Consider the following 20965-nt stretch of genomic DNA (forward strand, 5'->3'; position numbering starts at 1 on the left):
TCTGCGCATGAACAACGTGGTGCCGCTGCCGCTCGGTCCGAACCGGGGTCAGCCGCAGCAGGTGGGGTTCGAACGCGCCGAACTGCTCCGCATTCTCGATCTCTACGGCCGCATGGTCGCTGCCGGACAGTGGCGTGACTATGCGATGGACTTTCACAAGGATGCGGCCTTTTTCGCAGCCTTTCGCCGCACGGCGGAGCGGCCCGAAGTGCGGCTGGAAAAGCGCCCGGCACTACGCCAACGGCAGGGCATGTGGACCCTGTTCGGCGAAGCCGGTCAGGTCCTGAAGCGCGGGCACGAACTGGCAGGCGTATTGGCACCCATAGAGCGGCGGCTGGTCAAGCTTGTCTGACGCTGGCCACGGTCTCGGTGGGCGGCAGGCGATCCCGCACCGACGGCGGCAATATCGCGACCACATGGCTGCGAATCCGCGACCATGCCGCGGAGAGCAGCAGCAGTGCCGACCCGATGATCAGCATCGTGATCGCAAACCCCGCCTCTACCTTGCCGAACGTATCCACCAGCTCCCCAATGGCCGCCAGCACGTATGCCAGCGCCGAGACGAGCAGCGCCCGCCGGTCGATGGCCAGCGCGATCAGGCCGAACAGCACATAAATCGCGACGATGGCCATCGCCCCTGCCGGGGCCAGCGCGCCATAGGAAAATACTCCGAACCACGAGAACAGCGGGTGCGCGATCATCGGCGCGGCCAGCAGGTGCAGCCAGAACGCGACGTCGCTGCGCCGGGTGGTACGGGTGCGATCGGTCATGTCCCACCACATCGCCCAGGCGAACACGGTCAGACCGCCTAGCAATACGACGGGGCGGATGAAGCGATCCGCTGCGTCTTCGACAGCCACGCCGATCAGCACGAGAACCAGCGCGCTGGCCGCGATTGCCGCCCCTGCGGCGCCCGCCGCCACCGCAATCGGCACGCGATAACGTCGCCAGTGCAGCCACGATGCGATCGTAGCGCAGACGCCGCCGATAATCAGGCCGATGCCTTCCATGTCGAACAGCCCGAGCACTTCCTTGATCACCAGCACCGGCAGCACGATGATCGCCCCGATGGCGATGATCGTCAGCACGACCGAGGGCAGGGCCATGCGCCGTTTGAGCGCGAAATATTCGGTCAGCACCAGCGCGGTCGCCGCGACAATCAGGGGCGACAGCGGCGGGGTGGCCAGACCGGACAGCGTGCCCACCGCGATGATCAGCAGGATCGCCGCGACGGTCACGAAGATATCGTTGAAGCTGGTGAGAAGCCGAAAGCTTTCTTCATCCCCATGCGGAACCGAACGCAATTGCGCGACATGATCGCGCAGCGCCTGTGCCGCATCGAGCGTGATCGCGCCGGACGCTACGGCGGAATTCAGGTCTTCGTCGCTGTACATGAAGGCGCCCCCTTTGCCGGCGGCAAGCTAGGCGTGGCGTGCGGCGGGGGTCAACCCGCGATCAGGCGGTGTGTCGGGGGTCGGCGTATTCGGCGTTTTCGAAGATATTCGCGCGCCGCTCGCTTCGGTTGACGAGCCCTTTGGCGACCGATCCACCCGCCGTCGTATAGTGCAATTCGGCGGCAATCGCGTCATAGTCGGCGCCCTGCAACGCGGCATTCAGCCGCGGGCTTTTCGTGGGCGAAACATTGCCTTCGCCAACGTTGTAGACCAGATCGACCAGCGCATCGAATTCGTGCTGATACAGCGGTGTATCGCCCGCCAATCGCGCGGCTGCTGCCTCTGCTCGCGACAAATCGTCTTCAAAGAAGTCGAGCACCTGTTCCTTCGAAATCCGGTCACCCAGTTGCAATTTATCCGACGCGCGGATCAGGTGCCCGATGCCCACGGTCAGGTATCCTGCCACGTCGCGATAGACGCGCTGGCGCACGCCTTCTTCCTCGATCATCGCTTCGCGCAGGTCGGCACTGGCCGAAAGTTCGCTGGCGTGGAGGCGACTGCCATATCGCAAGTAGTCGGCCTGATAGCTCTCGCCGGTCTGATCGGGCGGTACGGTCATGCCCGCCGCGCCAAATCCGACGACGCCTGCCGACAGGGCCATCGCGATCCGTTTGCGCCGCAAACCCCTGCGGCGGGTCATGGCGGCGGCGGCATAGCGGGCGTGCATCGCCTGAATGATCTCGCGCACACGCAATTTGCGCCGGGCGGTCTGCACGATGTCGGTCTTTGGGCGATAGGGAGCGATGGGCGCGGTATTGAACCCGTCGATCAACTTCGAAATCTGGAGGTCGGCTTCGTGGTGCAAGGTGTTCCTTTCGCGGCTTCTTCGCATCTGCGACCCCGCGATCAGGCCGGGCACGCCACATGCATCGCCCGCCTTGCCCGTTCCCCTGCCATTTCAACGGATGTGTTCCGATTCGCGTTCCTCGGTTCGCCGCAGCGCGCTCTCTACTCAAAGCGTAGCCAGGACCGGCACCAATTGGTCGAAATGATCGATTACCGCGTCAGCGCGCAGGTCCTCGATCGGTTCGGACCGATAGCCGAAGCTGACTGCAACGCATGGCTGTCCGGCGGCGCGGGCGGCGCTGGTGTCGTAGATGGAATCGCCGACGAATGCCGTCGGTCCGCCGCCGCAGCGCCGTTCCAGTTCGTGCAGCATGTCGGGCTTGGGCTTTGCGTTAGCGGTGCCCAATGTGTCCCCGCCAATCACGCAAGCGAAGCGATCGGCAAGGCCGATTTCGTCGAGCAGGCTGCGGGCCAGCGATTCCAGTTTGTTGGTCGCCACGCCCAGCGTGATGCCCTGATCTGCCAGCGCATCGAGCGCGGGCAGCAACCCGTCGAAAGCGAACGATTCCACCGCGATATTGGCGGCGTAGTGATTCAGCAATTCGGCGTAGAGCGGGTCGATCACGTCATCGGGCACCGTGCTGCCGTGCCGATCGGCCAGCGCGCGGACCAGCAGGCGTTTCGCCCCGCCACCGATCATGGGGCGCACTTCCTCGAACGCGAAGGACGGTAGGCCCGCCAGCTTCAGCGCGTGATTCAGGGCATTGGCGATATCAGGCGCGGTTTCCAGCAGCGTTCCGTCCAGATCGAAACCCACGGTGCGGAACCGGAGTGTCGATGCGGGGTTCGGGTCATAACTCTGTGTCTTTGGGGTCTGTTCGATGGGGGACCTGCCGGTTTCGTGCTGCCTGCTCATGGGCTGGGGGCTTTGACCGCATCCTCTGGAAAGCGCAAACGAAAGCTGGCAAGGCCGTTGCTGCCCTGCCGCGTGTGTCTTTGGGAGTATCATGAAGAACGTTGCCACCGTCATCCTTGCCGCCGGTAAGGGCACGCGCCTGAAAAGCGGGCTTCACAAGGTGCTGCACCCCGTTGCCGGCCGCGCAATGATCCATCACCTGATCGACGCGACGGCAGAACTTGCGCCCGAAAAGACCGTCGTCATCGTCGGCGAATATCGCGAACAGGTGCAGGACGCGTTGGGCGACAGAGTGGCCTATGCGGTGCAGGAACCGCAGCTGGGCACCGGCCACGCGGTGCAACAGGCGCAGGAGGAGCTGCGCGATTTTCAGGGCGATGTCCTGATCCTTTACGGCGACGTGCCCTTCGTAAAGGCCGCCACAATGCGCGCCATGCTGGAACGGTTGCATCAGGCGGACGCCCCCGCCGTCGTCGTGCTGGGTTTTCGCCCGCCCGATACGCTTCGCTATGGCCGCGTCATCGCGGACCGTTTCGGCCGGATCGAGAAGATGGTCGAGCACAAGGACGCAAACGAGGCCGAGCGTGCCTGCACCCTGTGCAATTCGGGCGTGATGGCGGTAAAGGGCAGCGAGCTGTTCGAACTGCTGTCCCGCGTCGGCAACCAGAATTCGCAGGGCGAATACTACCTGACCGACATCGTCAACCTTGCCACCGCCGACGGGCGTAATTCGGCCGTCGTCGAGTGCGAGGATCACCGCGAAGTGACCGGGGTAAACAGCCGCGCCGAACTCGCCGGTGCAGAGCGCGAATGGCAGGAGTTCAAGCGCGCCGAAGTGATGGACGGCGGCGCGACGCTGAAAGCCCCCGACACGGTGTTCTTCAGCTGGGATACGGAAATCGGTGAGGACGTGACGATCGAGCCGAACGTCGTGTTCGGCCCCGGCGTAAAGGTCGCCAGCAACACCCGCATCCGCGCGTTCAGCCATCTGGAGGGTGCGACCGTTGGCGAAGGTTGCGAAGTCGGCCCCTATGCCCGCCTGCGCCCTGGCGCGGTGCTGGAAGCGAAGAGCAAGGTCGGCAATTTCGTCGAGATCAAGAACGCCACGCTGGGTGAGGGCGCGAAGGCGAACCACCTGACGTATCTCGGCGATGCGACGGTCGGCGCTGCGGCGAATATCGGCGCAGGCACGATCACCTGTAATTACGACGGGTACTTCAAGCACAAGACCGAGATCGGCGACCGCGCCTTCATCGGATCGAACTCCGCCCTGATCGCCCCGGTGCGGATCGGCGCAGATGCCATCGTTGCCGCGGGCAGCGCGGTCAGCCGCGACGTGGCCGATGGCGAAATGCGCATGGTGCGCGCCGAACAGCTGGTCAAACCCGGCTGGGCCGACCGGTTTCATGACGCGATGAAAAAGAAGAAAGCCGAGAAGAAGTGAGCGACCGTTACGCTGGCAAGCCGTTCCTGCGGCTGGTCGATTCCTATGTGCTGGATGCCATCGGCGCGCTCGACACGGCGAATCGGGATTGGCTGACCGCGATGGAGCCGAACTTGCGCCATACTTATGGCCGCGATGGCGCGTGGCAGGACATCGTCGCGGCGGAAATGCGCTTTCCCGACGGCATGGCCGGTTCGATCCGCGAAGTCTGGGACAAGGGCCGGGTGCGCTTTTTGCAGACTTCGGGCGAAGCGCCCGATCCCGTGGCCTTCACCCACCAGTTCGTCGACACCAATTTCCCGCACTAGGCGGCAGCAGGAGACTTTTACCGAATGTGCGGAATCATCGGCATCGTTGGCGCAGAACCGGTTGCAGAGCGCCTTGTCGACGGCCTGAAGCGGATGGAATATCGCGGCTATGACAGCGCGGGAATCTGCACGATCGACGACGGCAAGCTGGTCCGCCGCCGGGCAGAGGGCAAGCTGGCGAACCTCGTCGGCGAATTGAAGAAGAACCCGGCCGAGGGCACTGTCGGCATCGCGCATACCCGCTGGGCAACCCACGGCGCGCCGACCGAAGCGAATGCCCACCCGCATGCCACCGGTGAAGTCGCGCTGGTGCACAACGGCATTATCGAGAACTTCAAGCAGCTGCGCGACGAGCTGATTGCCGACGGTCGCAAGTTCGAGAGCGAGACCGATACCGAAGTCGTCGTCCACCTGATTTCGCGCCGCATCGAGGAAGGGAAGACGCCGGAGGAAGCGATGGAGATCGTCCTCCCCCGCTTGCGCGGTGCCTTCGCGCTGGCGGTCGCTTTCCGCAGCCAGCCCGACCTGCTGATCGGCGCGCGGCTCGGTTCGCCGCTGGTGGTTGGGTATGGCGAGGGTGAGACCTATCTCGGCTCAGACGCGTTGGCGCTGGCCCCGCTGACGCAAAAGATCAGCTACCTTGAGGAAGGGGACTGGGTCGTCGTCACCCGCGAAGGTGCGACGATCTATGACAAGGACAACAACCGCGTCGAACGCGCGGTGGTCCACTCGGGCGCGACCGCCGCCGCGACCGAGAAGGGCAACTACCACCACTTCATGCAGAAGGAGATCTTCGAGCAGCCGACCGTGGTGGCGCAGACCCTGCGCAGTTATGTTCGCCAGCTGGAGCGCACCGTCGCCCTGCCGCAGATCGACTTCGACCTCAGCAAGATCGACCGTGTGACCATCGTCGCCTGTGGCACCAGCTATTACGCCGGGATGGTCGCGAAATACTGGTTCGAGAAGTTTGCCCGCGTGCCCGTCGACATCGATGTGGCGAGCGAGTTCCGTTACCGCGACCCGGTGCTGCCCTACTGCGGCCTCGCGCTGTTCATCTCGCAGAGCGGTGAAACCGCCGATACGCTGGCCGCGCTGCGCCATTGCCGAGAGGCGGGGCAGACCATCGCGGTCGTCGTCAACGTGCCGACCAGTTCGATGGCGCGTGAGGCGGACTTGTTGTTGCCCACCCATGCCGGGCCGGAAATCGGCGTTGCCTCGACCAAGGCGTTCACCTGCCAGCTGGCCGTGCTGGCCGCACTGGCCGCGCATTTGGCGGTGAAGAAAGGCAAGATGGACGAGGGCGAAGAGCGAAGCGTCGTCGACCACCTGTTGGAGGCCCCCGCCTGCCTGAATGCCGCGCTGGATCATGACGAGGATATCAAGGCGATGGCGCACCTTATCGCGCCCGCGCGCGACGTCCTCTATCTGGGCCGCGGTCCGGACTTTCCGTTGGCGCTGGAAGGCGCGCTGAAGCTCAAGGAAATCAGCTATATCCATGCCGAGGGTTATGCCAGCGGCGAGATGAAGCACGGCCCCATCGCGCTGATCGACGACAATGTGCCGGTCATCGTGCTGGCCCCGTCGGGCCCGTTGTTCGAAAAGACCGTGTCCAACATGCAGGAGGTGCGCGCGCGCGGCGGCAAGATCGTGCTCATTTCCGATGCCGAGGGCATTGCCGAGGCGGGAGAAGGCTGCATGGCGACGATCGAGATGCCCAAGGTCCATCCGCTGATCGCGCCGTTGGTCTATGCGGTGCCGGTGCAACTCCTCGCCTATCACGTCGCCTGCGTGAAGGGCACGGACGTGGATCAGCCGCGCAATCTGGCGAAAAGCGTCACCGTCGAATAGTACGCGCATCCGGGGTCGCTTTCCCGGCTGCGCGTTTACCAAGCATCAACCCTGTTTGACTAAGCAGGGAGCCATGTTCGGGTCTAGGAAAGCGGGCGGATCGAACGCCCCTCAGCAGCACGCTGTCAGCGAGGATATCGCGATGGCCGCTCCGCGCCAAGGCATGGCAGCGCGCATGATGGGCAAGATAAAGCCCTCTGACGAGCGGCCCGGACGGCTTGTCGGCCTGCAATACGGGGCGCTGGCACGCGGCGCGTGGCTGCGATTCGCGGTCTTCGTCGCGGCTTCGCTTCCGGCGGTCGCGATCTGGAAGGCCACAGCCGGACCGATGATCGCGGGCGGCTGGTTCGTGCTGGTCGTGATGATGGCGCTGGCCCTGATGCGGACGGAACGGACGTTCGGCGATGCCGAACGCCGTCAGCTATCCGCCGACGAATTGCGCACCCACTTGGCGATGGTTGGCCTTGCGGGCGGGCTTTGGGCTGCGCCGATGATCCTGTTCTCCGATGCGCTCACCTCGGGCAGCGCGCCGCAATATGCGGTGATGGTGATGTTGGTTGGCGTCTTCGTGCTGTCGCTGTCGGTCGTGCCGACGGCGGCGCTGGTGTTCATCGGCATCTTCGGTGTTGGCGGGGCGATCGGTCCGGTCGTCAACGGCGATTTCATGGCGGCTGCGGCGCAGTTCGCGTTCAGCGGTGTGATCGCGGGCGGTGCGCTGGCGCTGTCGCGGCTCTACCTGCGCCTGCGCCTGACCGAAGCGAGCCTTGCCGAAAAGGCCGAGACAGTCTCGCTGCTGCTGCACGAGTTCGAGGAAAACAGCGCCGACTGGCTGTGGAGCGTCGATTCGTCCCGCCGGGTGCGCGGCGTTTCGCCCCGCTTTGCCCATGCCTTGCAGATGCACCCGCACGAGGCTGACGGCCAACCGATCCTGCGCCTGATCGCGGGTGAGGGTTGGGAATCCGGCTCGCTGCCGTCGTCGCTGCGCGATCTGGCCGAGCGGCTGAAGCGCCGCGAATCGTTTTCGAACCTTATGGTGCGCGTCAACGTCGGTGGGCGCAGCCGCTGGTGGGAACTATCGGGCACGCCAAAGCATGACGAGCACGGCCAGTTCTCAGGCTTTCGCGGAGTCGGGTCCGATGTGACCGAACAACGCGAATCCGCCGAAAAGATCGCGCAACTCGCCCGCTATGACCAGCTGACCGGCCTGCCCAATCGCATGATGCTGACAGAGGCGCTGGGCACCGCTTTGCAGCGGGCCGAACAGTGGCGCACGCGCTGCGCGTTTCTGATGATCGACCTCGACCGGTTCAAGGCGGTGAACGATACGCTTGGCCACCAGATCGGCGATGAACTTCTGGCGCAGGTATCGCGCCGTCTGCGAGTCCTGATGGGCCAGCACGATACGTGTGGGCGCCTGGGCGGTGACGAATTCGCGGTCGTGATGGCCGATGTCAACGACCGCAACGCAGTCGACCGGATGGCGCACGCGATTATCGATGTGCTGTCGAAACCCTACGACGTCGATCATCACACGCTTTACGTCGGGGCGTCGGTAGGCTCCGCCGTTGGACCGCGCGATGCGCGCACGGTCGAAACGCTGATGCGCAACGCCGACCTCGCGCTCTATCGGTCCAAGGACGAAGGCGGCGGCAGCCACTTTGCCTACGAACCGCAGATGCACGCCCATGCCGAGGAACGCCGCAAGCTGGAATTTGCGCTGCGCCACTCGTTGGAGCGGGATGAACTGACGTTGGCGTTCCAGCCGGTGGTCGATGCGACGACCGAGCAGATCATGAGCTTCGAGGCGCTGCTCCGCTGGAACTCCGCCGAATTCGGCCCGGTCAGTCCGGCCAAGTTTATCCCGATTGCTGAAGACACGCGCCTGATCGTTCCCATCGGCGAATGGGCACTGCGCCGCGCGTGTGAGGAAGCGGCGCGCTGGCCCAGCCATATCCGCATTGCGGTGAATGTTTCGGCGGAGCAAATGCTCGACGCCAGCTTTGCCAGCACTGTCGTTTCGGCCTTGGCCAGCAGTGGGTTGGCCGCGGAACGGCTGGAGCTGGAGGTGACCGAATCGATCTTCCTGCGTGATGGGGGCGCGGCGCAGAATACGCTGAGCCAGATCCAGTCACTGGGCTGCGGTATCGCGCTCGACGATTTCGGGACCGGTTATTCGTCGCTGGGATATTTGCGCAACAACCGCTTCACCACGATCAAGATCGACCGTTCCTTCGTAACGGGAGCGGCCAAGGACAGCCCCGAATCGCTGGCCATCATCCGCGCCGTCGTCGCCATGGCCGATGCGCTGGACATGACCACCACGGCGGAAGGCGTGGAAAGCGAACGCGAGCTGGACCGTATCCGCCAACTGGGCTGCACCAAGATCCAGGGCTTCCTGTTCGGTCGTCCGATGGGGGCTATGGAAGCGCAGGCGCTGCTGGCGCGCGATGCGGATCGCAAGATTGCTTAAACCGGCTAACGCCCTCAGGGCACGATCGTGGTGAACAAATAAACGCCAAAGATCACCAAATGGACCATGCCTTGCAGAATGGTAGTCCGTCCGGTGGCAAGCGATTGGGTCGTCACCAGTAATGTCAACAAAAGCAGTACGATTCCCTTCGCGCTCAGACCCAGAGCGATGGGAAGGTCGATCATGATCGAAACGACCGCGACCGCGGGGATTGTCAGGCCGATTGTAGCAAGTGCCGATCCAAGCGCGAGGTTCAGGCTGGTTTGAAGGCGGTTCGCCAGCGCTGCGCGTGTTGCGGCGATCCCTTCGGGCGCAAGAACGAGCGCAGCGATTGTTACGCCGACAAGGGCCCGCGGAAGGCCTGCCCCTTCGAATGCAGCGTCCAAGGGGCCGGAAAGCGCCTTTGCAAGCAGGACCACTGACCCCAGGCTCACGACCAAGAGGCCCGCCGAAACTAAAGCCTGAGGGGAAGAGATCGGATCGGTTGCCGATTCCGCTTCTCCCTGGCTCGAAATGGTCTTGGCGCTCGACGGGCGAAGGAAATACTCCCTGTGCCTGACCGTCTGGACCGTCACGAAGGTCACGTAGAGAATCAACGAAACTGTGGCGACGAATGCCAGCTGAGACGTCGAGTAGGCGGGCCCCGGCTCACTTATGGTGTAGTTCGGCAGGACCAAGCTGAGTACGGTGAGGGCCGAGAGAGTCGCGAGAGCCGCGCTGACGCCGGTCTGGCGAAACGATTGTTCCCGGTGTCTGAGCCCTCCGATCAAAAGGCACAGACCAACCAGCAGGTTAAGGATGATCATGACCGCTGCGATAACGGTATCGCGCGCAAGCGTCGCCGCGCCTTCCGCCGATCCTAGCATCAGCGTCACAATCAATCCTACCTCGAGAACTGTAACGGCCAAGGCCAGCACCAGTGTTCCCAATGGTTCACCAACCTTGTGAGCAATCACTTCGGCGTGGTGGACAGCAGCCATGATCGTGCCGGCGAGGACGAAGCCGGTCAGCAATACAGGTGGAGATACAAAAAAGGTCGCTGCCACCGTAAACAAAGCGATCAGGGGGACCAGCCACGACAAATGTATGATGAGGCGCGACGCTAGCGCGTTATCCCTTCCGGGATCCGAGTTGGTTTCGCGGGCCGGGATCACCCGACACTCAACCCCTCGAACACGCTCTCGAACAGCGCGCGGCCATCGTCACCGCCTTGCGCGGCTTCGATCATGCGTTCGGGGTGCGGCATCATGCCCAGCACGTTGCCTTTGGCGTTCAGCACGCCGGCGATATCGCGGGCCGAACCGTTGGGGTTCTGCGCATAGCGGAACGCCACCTGGCCTTCGCCCTCCAACCGGTCCAGCGTATCTTCATCGGCATAATAGTTGCCGTCATGATGCGCGACGGGGATCAGGATTTCCTCTCCGGCCTGATACTTCGCGGTGAACAGCGAACTGTCGTTGCCGACGATCAGCGGCACGTCGCGGCAGACGAAGTGGATGCCCGCATTGCGCATCAATGCGCCGGGCAGCAGGCCTGTTTCGGTCAGGATCTGGAACCCGTTGCACACGCCCAGCACGGGCACGCCGCGTCCTGCAGCCTCTGCCACCGCGCGCATCACCCGGCTGTTCGCCGCCATAGCGCCCGAACGCAGGTAGTCGCCGTAGGAAAAACCGCCAGGTACCGCGATGAAATCGAGTCCATCGGGCAGGGCGGCGTCGCCGTGCCAGATGCGCGTGGCGGGCTTGCCCGATACCGCCTCTATCGCGACGGCCATGTCGCGGTCGCAGTTGGAGCCGGGGAAAGTGATGACGCCGGCGGTGAAGCTCATCTCAGCCGACCTTTTCGATGCGGTAGTTTTCGATGACCATGTTGGCGAGCAGTTTGCGGCACATGTCGTCCAGCGCCTCGTCACTCGTGTCGTCGGCCACGTCGAGCGCGATCAGGCGGCCGGCGCGCACGTCATTCACGCCCGCAAAGCCCAGCCCTTCCAGCGCATGATGGATCGCGCGGCCTTGCGGATCGAGCACACCGGGCTTCAGGCTGACGTGGACGTTGACCTTCATGGGAAGGGGCCTTTCGAAAATCGCTGGAATCAGAGGAATTCGCGCCGCCTATGCCGAAAGCGCCGCGCGGGCACAAGGCACGCCCGCCCGCGAACCGGCATCCACGCACAAAAAAGGCCCCGATCCAGCGGATCGAGGCCCTTCTTTGCGTGCATCGCGATCAGGCGATCAGCCGCCAGCCTGCTCTTCCGAAGCCTCGGCAGCTTCAGGCGAAGCGGCGGGGGCCGGGCGGCGGGCGAACGCTTCGGCCAGACGGTCCTTCAGCGCTTCGTCGCTCTGCGACTTGGTGGCGATTTCGTTGAACTTCGTGGCGTCGAGGCCGCTGCCGTTCACGGCTTCGACCATGGCGGCTTGCTTCTGCTCTGCAGTCAGGGTCGCGTCCTGCGCGATTTCGTTCACCTTCGTGGCGGCGATGGCGAACTGGTCCAGTTCGGCGTCGGAAATCGGGGCTGCGGCTTCGGCAGCAGCTTCCTTCGCCGGGGCGACGGCGGGGGCTTCTGCGGTAGTCGCTTCGGGCGCGGCGGTATCGGCAGCGGCTTCAGCCTGGGCCAGCGCCGGGGTTGCGGCCAAGCCGGCGACGATCGCGGCGGTGGTCAGCAGTTTCTTCATGATTAGGCTTGCTCCGTCCAAAAGGGAGCTAGCTTTTCGCGGCCATGGCCGAAGTGATCAACCGATCGCACCATGAACCGTGCCTGACATACGATGAGTCGTTGGATGGTCCTGAATGATATCTTAATAAAACCAAATATCAAGTAGTCAAAAGAACCGTACAAACACAGTTATCAAAGTAATCAGATTGATACTTGTTTGACTTGCATCATATCAAAATTCGAGATGACAATAATACGCGATCTTACTTCGTCACCACTTGGCCAGAACTTGATCGGTTTCAGGGCAGGTCCGGTTCCGCAGCGGCACGAGGAATGGCGATCAGGTCCACCGAGCCGCCTTCCGGCAACCAGCGTCTTGCCGCGGCTTGCAGATCTTCGGCCGTGATCGACATGATTCGCGTGCGATATTGCGCAAACCGTTCGACCCGGTCGGGCTGGCTTTGCGCGCGATCGGCAAGGTTCAGCCAGGTGCCGTTGGTCTTCAGGGCGTTGTCGTACTTTTCCAGCAGAGGCTGACGCGCGCGTTGCAGAATGTCGTCCGGCACCGGCGCGTCGCGCATGGTGGCCAGAGTGCTGTCCACCTCGGCCATCGTGGCGGGTACTTGCGACATGTCGACGCCGATGTTCAGCAGGAAGAACCCGAAATCGTCGTAAGTCCGGCTCATCGAACTGCCGACGCCGGGCGAATAGGTCTGGCCCAGTTTCTCGCGTATTTCCTGATTCAGCTCGATCTGCGTGACGGCTTCCAGCAGTTCCAGCGTGGCTGTCAGTTCGGGGTCGGCATCGTCGGTGGTGGGAAAGAATACGCGGATCAGGGCCTGATCGGGCTCGCCATCGTGGCGCAGGAATACGGGGCCGCGCCTTGCGGTAAAGCTGCGTTCGCGGGCCGCAGTCCGGTCCCGGAATTCCGCCTCTCTTTCGGGCAGGGCGCCAAAGGTGCGCGCAACGTCGGCGATGGCCGCGTCCTCGTCAAAGTCGCCGACAAGCGCGATTTCGATGGCGCCATGATCCAGCCTGTCGGTGATCGCCTCGCGTCCGTCGGAAAAGTCCAGCGCCTGATAGAATTCGATCGGCGCGGTCGTAAAGCGCGGGTCGCCGTCGGCGATCACCGCCAACTGGTGTGTCGACATCGCGGCGCTGGGGGTCGCCTCCATCCGGGCGAAACGGTCGGGCAGGCTGTTGCGATAGGCGCTGATCGCCTCTGGCCGCCAACCGGGATCGGTGACGAAGGCGGTCAGCAACTGCAGTTGCAGGTCGAGATCGCGCGGCGTTGTAACGCGGGTACTGACGAAGCTGTCGCCCGCGGGTCCGAAATCGAGCGCGACGCTCTTGCCTGCAAGGATCGAATCGAGTTCGTCGGCGCTGTGCTTGCCCAGGCCGCCGCGCGGCATCCACGGAACAAGTTCGACGGCACGGGGATTGTCGCGCGTCGAAAGCAGGTAGCCGCCGTCGAGCGAAACGCGCACGAAAACGCGGTCCTTGGACAAGTCGTTGGTTTTCAGGTTCAGCCGGACGTTGTTTGCAAAGGTAATCGTGCGGATGCCGTAAATCGGTTCGCGCACATCGCTGACGACCGTGCCGGCGGGGCCGAAATCGCCATAGGCGAAGCTCTCTGCCTCTGGCGGCGAGACGTCGGTCATCGGGGCTTGCATCGCATTCACCCACGCGGCGCGGATCGCGCCCGCGCCGCCGGTCGGTTCTGTCTTGCCCGAAAAGCGCAGCATCCCGTTGTCGAGCGGGACCGACACTTTCTTCAGCGCGGCCAGCACGTTTTCCGGCGTGATTTCCGACGAAAGTTCGTTGAACCGGTCCAGCCCGGTGCTGGGCAGGGTCGGCACTTTGCCCTCGTCGAAGAAATCCTCAAGCACGGCGATCAGCGCGCGATTGCTGCGCGTGGCTTCCCCGGCGGCGGCGTCTTCCAGCGACGTGCGGAATTTCGCGACCTGTTCGGCCACTTCCGCCTGGCTGAAGCCGCCAGCCATCGCGCGGCGATATTCGGTCGCTGCGGCGGTCAGCCCGCGTTCCCAGCCGCCTTCGGTGGTGTTGACGCTCAACCGCGTGATCCGGCCGATGCGGAAGACATCCTCGCTGCCGATAGAGGCGGACTTGAACGGTGGCTCTTCCTGCCGCGCCAGCCGGACCAGCCTGCGGTTGATGATCGCGTGGCCGAGATAGGCCAGAACGTCCTGCTTGCGCTTTTCCAGCGTATCGGGCGCAGGATCGAACGCGCCTTGGCGCGTGACGGTGACGTTCTCGGGCAGCGCGGGGTTCAGGTGAATGTCGACCGCCGGTTCGCGCGCCAGGTCTACGGTGCCATAGGACCGCTGCGTCACCGGCGCATCGGGTGCCTGCCAACTGGCGAAGCGCTTACGAATTTCCGCCTCGACCGCGTCCGGCGCGAAGTCGCCGATGACCATCAGCTGCGCCATTTCCGGGCGATAGTTCCGTTGCCAGAACGCCTTCAGGTTGGTCCCGTTCGCGGCATTGAGCGTTTCCAGCGTGCCGATCGGCAGGCGATCCGGGTAGCTGGCATCGGGCGATTCGAAGGCGATCTTGTCGACGAAATTGACGAAGCCATAAGTGTTGCCCTCGCGCCGTTCGGATAGGACGATGCCGCGTTCGCGGTCCACTGCCGCGTCGTTGAAGGTCAGCTCGCTCGCGGTTTCGCGCATCAGCATCAGCGCGGTATCGAGCAAGTCCGCGTCATTGCGCGGCAGGCTCAGCTTATAAGTCGTGGAAACAAACCCGGTCGATGCGTTGGTGTCCGCGCCAAAGGCCAGACCCTTACGCTCCAACAGGGCGATCATCTCGCCTTCGGGCACATTGGTCGATCCGTTGAACGCCATGTGCTCTACAAAGTGGGCATAGCCCTGTTCTTCGGCGCTTTCATCCAGCGACCCGACGTCGAACCGCAACCGCACCTCCGCCGTTCCTGCGGGTGTCGCATTGGGGCGGATCACATAGGACAGGCCATTAGGCAGCCGCCCGAAGCGCATTGCAGGATCGGGCGGCAGGTCGCTTTGCGCCAGCATCTGTTCGAACGGGGGTAATCCCGATTGCGATGGCTTGGCATGGGTTGCCGCGGCAGCGACCGGCGTTGCCGGATCGATGCCTTGCGGAACGGTTGCGCACGAAGAGAGGAGCAGCGCGCCCAGCGCTGCGCCGATGGCCTTTGCCCTGATGTTCATGCGACCCTTTGTAGTGATTACTTCTTGCCCCGCAATTTACGGTGCAGGTTGATGTCGGCAACCTCGCTCGGCCCGTCTTCCTGCAATACGCCAAGGCGGCGGGCGACTTCCTGATAGGCGTCTTCTTCACCGCCAAGGTCGCGGCGGAACCGGTCCTTGTCCAGCTTTTCGCCGCTGGCGATGTCCCACAGGCGGCAACCGTCGGGGCTGATTTCGTCGGCCAGGATCACGCGGCTGTAATCGCCATCCCAGATGCGGCCGAATTCCAGCTTGAAGTCGACAAGGCGGATGCCGACGGCGGCGAACATGCCGACCATGAAGTCGTTGATGCGGATCGCCATCGCGGACATATCCTGCATCTCTTCATTCGATGCCCAGCCGAAGCAGGCGATGTGTTCTTCCGCGATCAGCGGATCGCCCAGCGCGTCGTCCTTGTAATAGTACTCGATCAGGGTGTGGGGCAGCGGCTCACCCTCTTCGATGCCCAATCGTTTCGACAGCGAACCGGCGGCGACGTTGCGCACCACGACTTCCAGCGGAATGATTTCCACCTGCCGGACCAGCTGTTCGCGCATGTTCAGCCGGCGGATGAAGTGCGTGGGAATGCCGATGTGCGACAGGCGCGTGAACACGAACTCGCTGATGCGGTTGTTGATCACGCCCTTGCCGTTGATCGTGCCTTTTTTCTGGGCGTTGAAGGCGGTGGCATCGTCCTTGAAATACTGGATGATGGTGCCCGGCTCCGGACCTTCGTACAGGATCTTGGCCTTGCCTTCGTAGATCTGGCGGCGACGCGACATGGGCGTTTCTTTCTTCGTCAAATACCAAGCCCCGACCTGCCAGCCGCGCCCCGGTGGGGCCTGCCTGACGATGCCGGGGCGTCCTTGCCGGTCCTATAGGCGAAGCGCGCCGAAAAGCAAAGCAGCCTGACGCTGCGCGATCATTGGCGTTTTCGGTCTGGAAAAAGTGGTGCCCGGGGGCGGGATCGAACCACCGACACTGCGATTTTCAGTCGCATGCTCTACCAACTGAGCTACCCGGGCACGCCATAAAGGCAGGGCCCATCACCGCGTTGCAAGAAGCCGCCCGGCGACGGGAGCGCCGCCTATGGCCAAACCCGCCGCGCCTGTCCAGCCCCAATTTATGGCTTGGCGATCAGAGGTCTTCTTCGTCGTCCCCGGTGGGCACCTTCGCCGGTTCGCCGGGAATCGCATAGCCATTGTCCAGCCATTTCACCAGGTCGCGGTCGCGGCATCGTGATGAGCAGAACGGGGTGTGTTCGGTGCTGCGGGGCTTGCCGCAGATGGGGCAGGATTTGCCTTTGGTCATGCCGACACCGCCTGCGCGAATCCGCCCGAGGGATCAAGGGTGGGATCGGCCTCGACGCGGATTTCCCGGCCCGTGCGGCGGGAAAGCTCGGCGCGCCATTCGGGGCTGATGCGGGCCTCTACCAATGGGTGGCAGGTCATCAGGATCGGGCCTGCGCCGCCCACGGATTCGGCGCGGCGGAGCAATTGGCGTGCCGCTGCGCCAAGGGAATCGCGGGCGAAGCGATGCACGATCGAAGGACCGGTCAGCCGTGTAACGATCTGAACGAAGCCGAAGCCGTTCATGGCGGTGCGTTCGTGAGGCAGGCGGTACAGTGCCTCGGCCAGCGCGGTGTCGACGGCCCGGCGATCGGCCTTTTCGTTCAAAGTGGGAAAGTCGATGCCGATCGAACCGCCTATGTCGAGTCGCGGCAGCGCCTCGGCAATTGCGGGCACGGCGGCGAGCGCCAGCGCGCGCGGCCGCAGCGTGCCGTCGATGTCGATCAGGGTCATCGCCGGGGTCGGCGAAAACAGCAGCGAACCGCCCGCGAAGTCGATGGTGCCCGCCTGGGCCTCTTCGCAAATCTCGTCCCAGCCATCGACCGGGAAGCGATGCGCGGTGCGGACCGAATGGCCCGCTGCTGCCAATTGTTGCGCCAATTTCGGGGCCGGCGACGGCGTGGCGCTGGTCGGGCGGGCTTGCGCGCGCTTGGTTCGGTGGCCCTCGCCAATTGCGGCGCGGGTGACTTCCAACGTGATGTCCGCCCCCTCGCTCGCGTCGCGGGGCAGGCGGTCGACCAGCACTTCGGTGCCATCGTCCAGCCGCGCCGTGCCACGGGCAGAGCCCGAGCGGCGCGAGGCGAGCTTTGCCGAAACGACGGCCCCCGCGACCAGTTCGCCCGGCCATGCGATTTTTGCGGCGACGATGCGGTCGCCTTCGATGCGGATCGCGCGGGTCTCGCCGATCCCGTCCTCGATCAGCCAATCAGCCAACAGGAAATCCCGCGGCGCGCAACAGGGCGCGGGTCTCGAAAAGCGGCAGGCCGACGACGCCCGAATGGCTGCCGCCGATCCACGCGATCAGCCCCTCGGCGCGGCCCTGGATCGCATAGCCGCCCGCCTTGCCGTGCCACTCGCCGCTGGCGATGTAGGCGTCGATCTCGGTTGGATGCAGCGCCTTGAAGCGCACCTCGGTTTCGCTCAGCCGTTCGCGGATCGAACCGTCCGGCGCGCGCAAGGCAATGGCGGACAGAACGCGATGCCGCCGTCCGCTCATCAGCGTCAGGCACTGGCGCGCGGTGGCTTCGTCCTCCGCCTTGGGCAGGATTCGGCGACCCACGGCCACCACGGTGTCGCCCGCCAGCACAAAGGCATCGTCGCGCGCGGCGGCTTCTGCCTTTTCGCGGGCCATGCGCACGGCATAGACGCGCGGCAGCTCGGCCTTTAGCGGCGTTTCGTCGATATCTGCGGGGGCAACCGCGTCGGGCGCGATGCCGATCCGTTTGAGCAGGTCGCGTCGGCGCGGGCTGGCCGATGCGAGGATGAGGCGCCCGTTCTGAATTGTGGGTAGATGCGTGGCGTCAGCCGCCATCGCCGGTTACTGCGGCCCCGGGCCGCCCCGGCCGGGCATAAAGCGATAGGTGATGCGGCCCTTGGTCAGGTCGTACGGCGTCAGTTCCACCAGAACCTCGTCGCCCACCAGCACGCGGATGCGGTTCTTGCGCATCTTGCCGGCGGTATGGCCAAGGATCTCGTGATCGTTCTCCAGCCTGACGCGGAACATCGCATTGGGCAGCAGTTCGACCACATGGCCGCGCATTTCGAGAAGTTCTTCTTTCGCCATATCCGGGCCTTGCGGCCCATCCTTTCACTCGATCTCTTAGGAAAAACAGGTGCGCGGGCCTTTACCCGCACAACGCGTAAATGGGAAGCCCGTGCGGATTATTCAATTTTCGGCACGGTTCATCGCGCGTTTTGGCTTTTGCGACAAACCGATACGCAACGATGCTTGTTGCGAATGCAGCGTGTCGCCAGCTATCGTGCGATGAGACGCGAAGCCCCCTTTAGCCTGCCCCGCTTTCACCTGATCGCCGGCACCGCCGTATCCGCCTTGGCCCTGACAATGGCCGCTCCCTCCTACGCGCAGGACGAGAGCGAGCCGATGGCCGATCCTACTGAAAACGAGATCGTCGTCACCGCGCAGCGTATGCGCGGGCAGGTTGATACGCCCTATCCCCCGGTGGCCGTGATCGATGAGGAAGAGATCGCCAGTTATGGCGCGGCGTCGCTGGCCGAACTGATCGAGGAACTGGCCCCGCAGACCAGCTCTGCCCGTGGGCGCGGCGGCGGACGGCCGGCGATTCTGGTGAACGGTCGGCGGGTCAACGGCTTTCGCGAAATGCGCAACTATCCGCCAGAGGCGATCCGCCGGGTCGAAGTCCTGCCCGAAGAAGTTGCCTTGCGCTTCGGCTTCCGCCCAGACCAGCGGGTGGTGAATTTCATCCTGAAGGACAACTTCTCGTCTGTCACGGCCGAGCTTGAATATGGATTTCCCACCGACGGCGGCTATTCCACCAACGAGCAGGAAGTGTCCCTGCTGCGGATCAATGGTGCGAACCGGCTGAACATCGCGCTGGAAAATGAAGACAGCTCGATGCTGACGGAGGCGGAGCGGGGCGTCTCCTCTATCGACGGCACGCCGCTGGCGGGCGATGCCGATCCGTCGGCCTATCGGTCTCTGATCGCGGATAGCCGCGACATCACGCTGAACACCAACTGGTCGCGCGGATTGGGCGAGGATGGCATAGGCGCGTCACTGTCGCTAAGCGGGACGTTCACCCGCTCTGACAGCCTGTCGTATCGCGGGCCCGATGCGGTGCTGTTGGACGATGGTGAGGGGAGCAGCGTCTATCGCACGCTTTATGACCCCGCATCCGGGTTCGGTCCGCGGTTGCGTGATACCAAGAGCGAGACGTTCGAGCTTGGCACCGCATACGACACGCGGATTGGCGACTGGCAGCTGAACGCCACCGCCAACTGGGCCCATGGCGAGAGCCGGACCCTGACCGACGGCAGCGCGAATACCGATGCGCTGGAACTGGCGGTGCAGAACGGCGATGTCGCCTATGACGCGCCGGTCGCGACCTTGCTGGCGAATGGTGTGACTGCGCGCCCGACTTATCGCGCGACCTCTAACACTGAAGATGTTTCGACCCTCGTCACGGCCAGTGGCCAGCCGATCACCTTGCCTGCGGGCGAGGTATCGGTCGTGCTGAAGGCCGGGTACGACTGGAACAACATCGACAGTGCAGACAGCCGCAATCCCGAGAGCCGCCTGAACCTGACGCGCGGCGATCTCAACGGCGGCGTCACGCTGGGCATTCCCATCGCCAGCCGCCGCACGGGTACGCTTGATGCCATTGGCGACCTCTCGCTCGACCTTTCGGGCGGGGTAAGTCACTTGTCGGATTTCGGCACGCTGTACGACGGCAGCTTCGGTCTGACTTGGGGCATCACCGACAAGCTCGATCTGCAGGCCAGCTATATCTACCGCCAGGCCGCGCCTACGCTGACCCAGCTTGGCGCGCCGCAAGTGCTGACCAGCGGGTCCACGGTTTATGACTTCACGACCGGCCAGAACGTACTGGTCGACGTGCTGTCGGGTGGCAATCCGAACCTGGTTGCGGAAAAGCAGAAGGACTGGAAGATCGCGCTGAACTGGGACTTGCCGTTCCTCGACCGGTCGCGGTTCATCGCCGAATACTATGACGAGACCTCGACCAATACGTCCGGCTCATTCTCTGCCCTGACGCCGGAGATCGAGGCGGCATTCCCCGAACTGTTCGTACGCGATACGGCAGGCAACCTGATCCTTGTCGACCAACGCCCGGTGACGTTCGCCGAGGAACGCGGCCGCCGCATCCGTTGGGGTCTGGACGTGTCGGACGAGATTTCGGGCGGAGAGCAGGAGCGGGGTGAACGCGGCGCTGGTCGCGGTGGCCGGGGCGGCGGCATGCCCGGTATGGGCGGTCGCGATCGTCGGGGCGGGCGTTGGAGCCTGTCGCTGTTCCACACCTATCGCCTGCAGGACGAAGTGCTGATCAGCGACAACGGTCCGTTGCTGGACCTGCTCGACGGCGATTCGCTGGTGAACAGCCCGACTGCGCAGCACGGGATCGAGATGCGCGGCGGGCTTTACTACAACGGTTTCGGCCTGCGCCTGTCGGGCAATTACATTGGCGGAAGCTCCATCGACGGCAGCACGGCGACAGGGGCCAGCGGGCTGGATTTCCACCCCTATGCCACCTTCGATGCGCGCATGTTCGTCGATCTGGAGCGGCAGTTTCAGGACGTTGATTTCCTGAAAGGCAGCCGGGTTTCACTGCGCGTCGACAACATCTTCAACGTGCAGCAGCGGGTGACGGACGATACCGGCACGGTGCCCTTCGCCTACCTGCCCGACTTTACCGACCCCAAGGGCAGATTTTTCGAGATCGATTTCCGCAAGCGGTTCTGAATTGGCGCATTGTCCCTTCGGCCAATAGGACAGCGCAGGCGGGCCCCCTAGCCT

At 63.9% G+C, this 20965-nt stretch carries 19 protein-coding genes and 1 tRNA gene; 6 read left to right on the forward strand and 14 right to left on the reverse strand.

Annotated features, from left to right (window positions below; genetic code table 11):
• The first annotated feature begins 7 nt into the window (after positions 1-7).
• Positions 8-352 carry a DUF2794 domain-containing protein gene (locus AB433_RS03120; RefSeq protein WP_047819881.1) on the forward strand — a complete coding sequence of 115 codons (345 nt, stop codon included), beginning with the start codon at positions 8-10 and terminating at the stop codon, positions 350-352.
• On the opposite strand, the gene AB433_RS03125 is transcribed toward AB433_RS03120, so the two are convergent.
• The 3 genes from AB433_RS03125 to AB433_RS03135 all read right to left on the reverse strand — a co-directional run bounded on the left by AB433_RS03125 (position 339) and on the right by AB433_RS03135 (position 3156).
• The gene (locus tag AB433_RS03125) at positions 339-1394 is read right to left on the reverse strand and encodes a hypothetical protein (protein WP_047819882.1); all 1056 of its coding nucleotides are present in this window, start codon (positions 1392-1394) and stop codon (positions 339-341) included. The genes AB433_RS03120 and AB433_RS03125 overlap by 14 nt on opposite strands.
• A 61-nt stretch (positions 1395-1455) precedes the next feature.
• Positions 1456-2259 (reverse strand): lysozyme, encoded by an 804-nt coding sequence (locus AB433_RS03130; protein WP_245626569.1) that lies wholly within the window; start codon positions 2257-2259, stop codon positions 1456-1458.
• 147 nt (positions 2260-2406) lie between these two features.
• Positions 2407-3156, reverse strand: coding sequence for an HAD-IA family hydrolase (locus AB433_RS03135; RefSeq protein WP_082134770.1), 750 nt, complete (start codon positions 3154-3156; stop codon positions 2407-2409).
• Between the two features lie 91 nt (positions 3157-3247).
• Here AB433_RS03135 and glmU point away from each other — a divergent pair, with 91 nt between their 5' ends.
• From glmU to AB433_RS03155, 4 genes are all read left to right on the forward strand, one after another.
• Entirely contained in the window at positions 3248-4600 is a 1353-nt protein-coding gene (gene glmU, locus AB433_RS03140) for a bifunctional UDP-N-acetylglucosamine diphosphorylase/glucosamine-1-phosphate N-acetyltransferase GlmU (RefSeq protein WP_047819883.1), read from the forward strand.
• Entirely contained in the window at positions 4597-4908 is a 312-nt protein-coding gene (locus AB433_RS03145) for a hypothetical protein (protein ID WP_047819884.1), read from the forward strand. The genes glmU and AB433_RS03145 overlap by 4 nt, the downstream gene beginning before the upstream one ends.
• A gap of 24 nt (positions 4909-4932) precedes the next feature.
• Complete coding sequence (gene glmS / locus AB433_RS03150; RefSeq protein WP_047819885.1) at positions 4933-6756, forward strand: glutamine--fructose-6-phosphate transaminase (isomerizing); 1824 nt, start codon at positions 4933-4935, stop codon at positions 6754-6756.
• A 73-nt stretch (positions 6757-6829) separates the two neighbouring features.
• A complete protein-coding gene (locus AB433_RS03155) occupies positions 6830-9226 on the forward strand; it encodes a putative bifunctional diguanylate cyclase/phosphodiesterase (protein WP_245626570.1) in 2397 nt (798 codons plus the stop codon).
• Positions 9227-9240: 14 nt separating this feature from the next.
• On the opposite strand, the gene AB433_RS03160 is transcribed toward AB433_RS03155, so the two are convergent.
• The 11 genes from AB433_RS03160 to infA all read right to left on the reverse strand — a co-directional run bounded on the left by AB433_RS03160 (position 9241) and on the right by infA (position 18238).
• Complete coding sequence (locus AB433_RS03160; protein ID WP_245626571.1) at positions 9241-10272, reverse strand: calcium:cation antiporter; 1032 nt, start codon at positions 10270-10272, stop codon at positions 9241-9243.
• Positions 10273-10376: 104 nt separating this feature from the next.
• Positions 10377-11054, reverse strand: a complete 678-nt coding sequence (purQ, locus tag AB433_RS03165) for a phosphoribosylformylglycinamidine synthase subunit PurQ (protein ID WP_047819886.1) — start codon at positions 11052-11054, stop codon at positions 10377-10379.
• A gap of 1 nt (position 11055) precedes the next feature.
• Positions 11056-11289 (reverse strand): phosphoribosylformylglycinamidine synthase subunit PurS, encoded by a 234-nt coding sequence (gene purS, locus AB433_RS03170; protein ID WP_047819887.1) that lies wholly within the window; start codon positions 11287-11289, stop codon positions 11056-11058.
• A gap of 168 nt (positions 11290-11457) precedes the next feature.
• Positions 11458-11898 (reverse strand): DUF4168 domain-containing protein, encoded by a 441-nt coding sequence (locus AB433_RS03175; RefSeq protein ID WP_053058955.1) that lies wholly within the window; start codon positions 11896-11898, stop codon positions 11458-11460.
• 280 nt (positions 11899-12178) lie between these two features.
• On the reverse strand, positions 12179-15088 hold the full coding sequence (locus AB433_RS03180) for a M16 family metallopeptidase (RefSeq protein WP_082134771.1): 2910 nt from the start codon (positions 15086-15088) through the stop codon (positions 12179-12181).
• A gap of 17 nt (positions 15089-15105) precedes the next feature.
• A complete protein-coding gene (purC, locus tag AB433_RS03185; RefSeq protein WP_047819889.1) occupies positions 15106-15888 on the reverse strand; it encodes a phosphoribosylaminoimidazolesuccinocarboxamide synthase in 783 nt (260 codons plus the stop codon).
• 167 nt (positions 15889-16055) lie between these two features.
• A tRNA-Phe gene (locus AB433_RS03190) sits at positions 16056-16131 on the reverse strand.
• 112 nt (positions 16132-16243) lie between these two features.
• Positions 16244-16417, reverse strand: a complete 174-nt coding sequence (gene yacG / locus AB433_RS19840) for a DNA gyrase inhibitor YacG (protein ID WP_082134772.1) — start codon at positions 16415-16417, stop codon at positions 16244-16246.
• On the reverse strand, positions 16414-17388 hold the full coding sequence (locus tag AB433_RS03195; protein WP_047819890.1) for a ribonuclease E/G family protein: 975 nt from the start codon (positions 17386-17388) through the stop codon (positions 16414-16416). The genes yacG and AB433_RS03195 overlap by 4 nt, the downstream gene beginning before the upstream one ends.
• Positions 17381-17986 (reverse strand): Maf family protein, encoded by a 606-nt coding sequence (locus AB433_RS03200; RefSeq protein WP_047819891.1) that lies wholly within the window; start codon positions 17984-17986, stop codon positions 17381-17383. Before AB433_RS03200 ends, AB433_RS03195 begins: the two co-directional genes overlap by 8 nt.
• 6 nt (positions 17987-17992) lie before the next feature.
• Positions 17993-18238 (reverse strand): translation initiation factor IF-1, encoded by a 246-nt coding sequence (gene infA / locus AB433_RS20325; protein WP_047819892.1) that lies wholly within the window; start codon positions 18236-18238, stop codon positions 17993-17995.
• A gap of 201 nt (positions 18239-18439) precedes the next feature.
• On the opposite strand from infA, the gene AB433_RS03210 reads away from it, so the two are divergent.
• Positions 18440-20911, forward strand: coding sequence for a TonB-dependent receptor plug domain-containing protein (locus AB433_RS03210; RefSeq protein WP_169749295.1), 2472 nt, complete (start codon positions 18440-18442; stop codon positions 20909-20911).
• Positions 20912-20965: the final 54 nt, after the last annotated feature.

The organism is Croceicoccus naphthovorans, from assembly GCF_001028705.1.
In the GTDB taxonomy this organism is placed as follows: Bacteria; Pseudomonadota; Alphaproteobacteria; order Sphingomonadales; family Sphingomonadaceae; genus Croceicoccus; species Croceicoccus naphthovorans.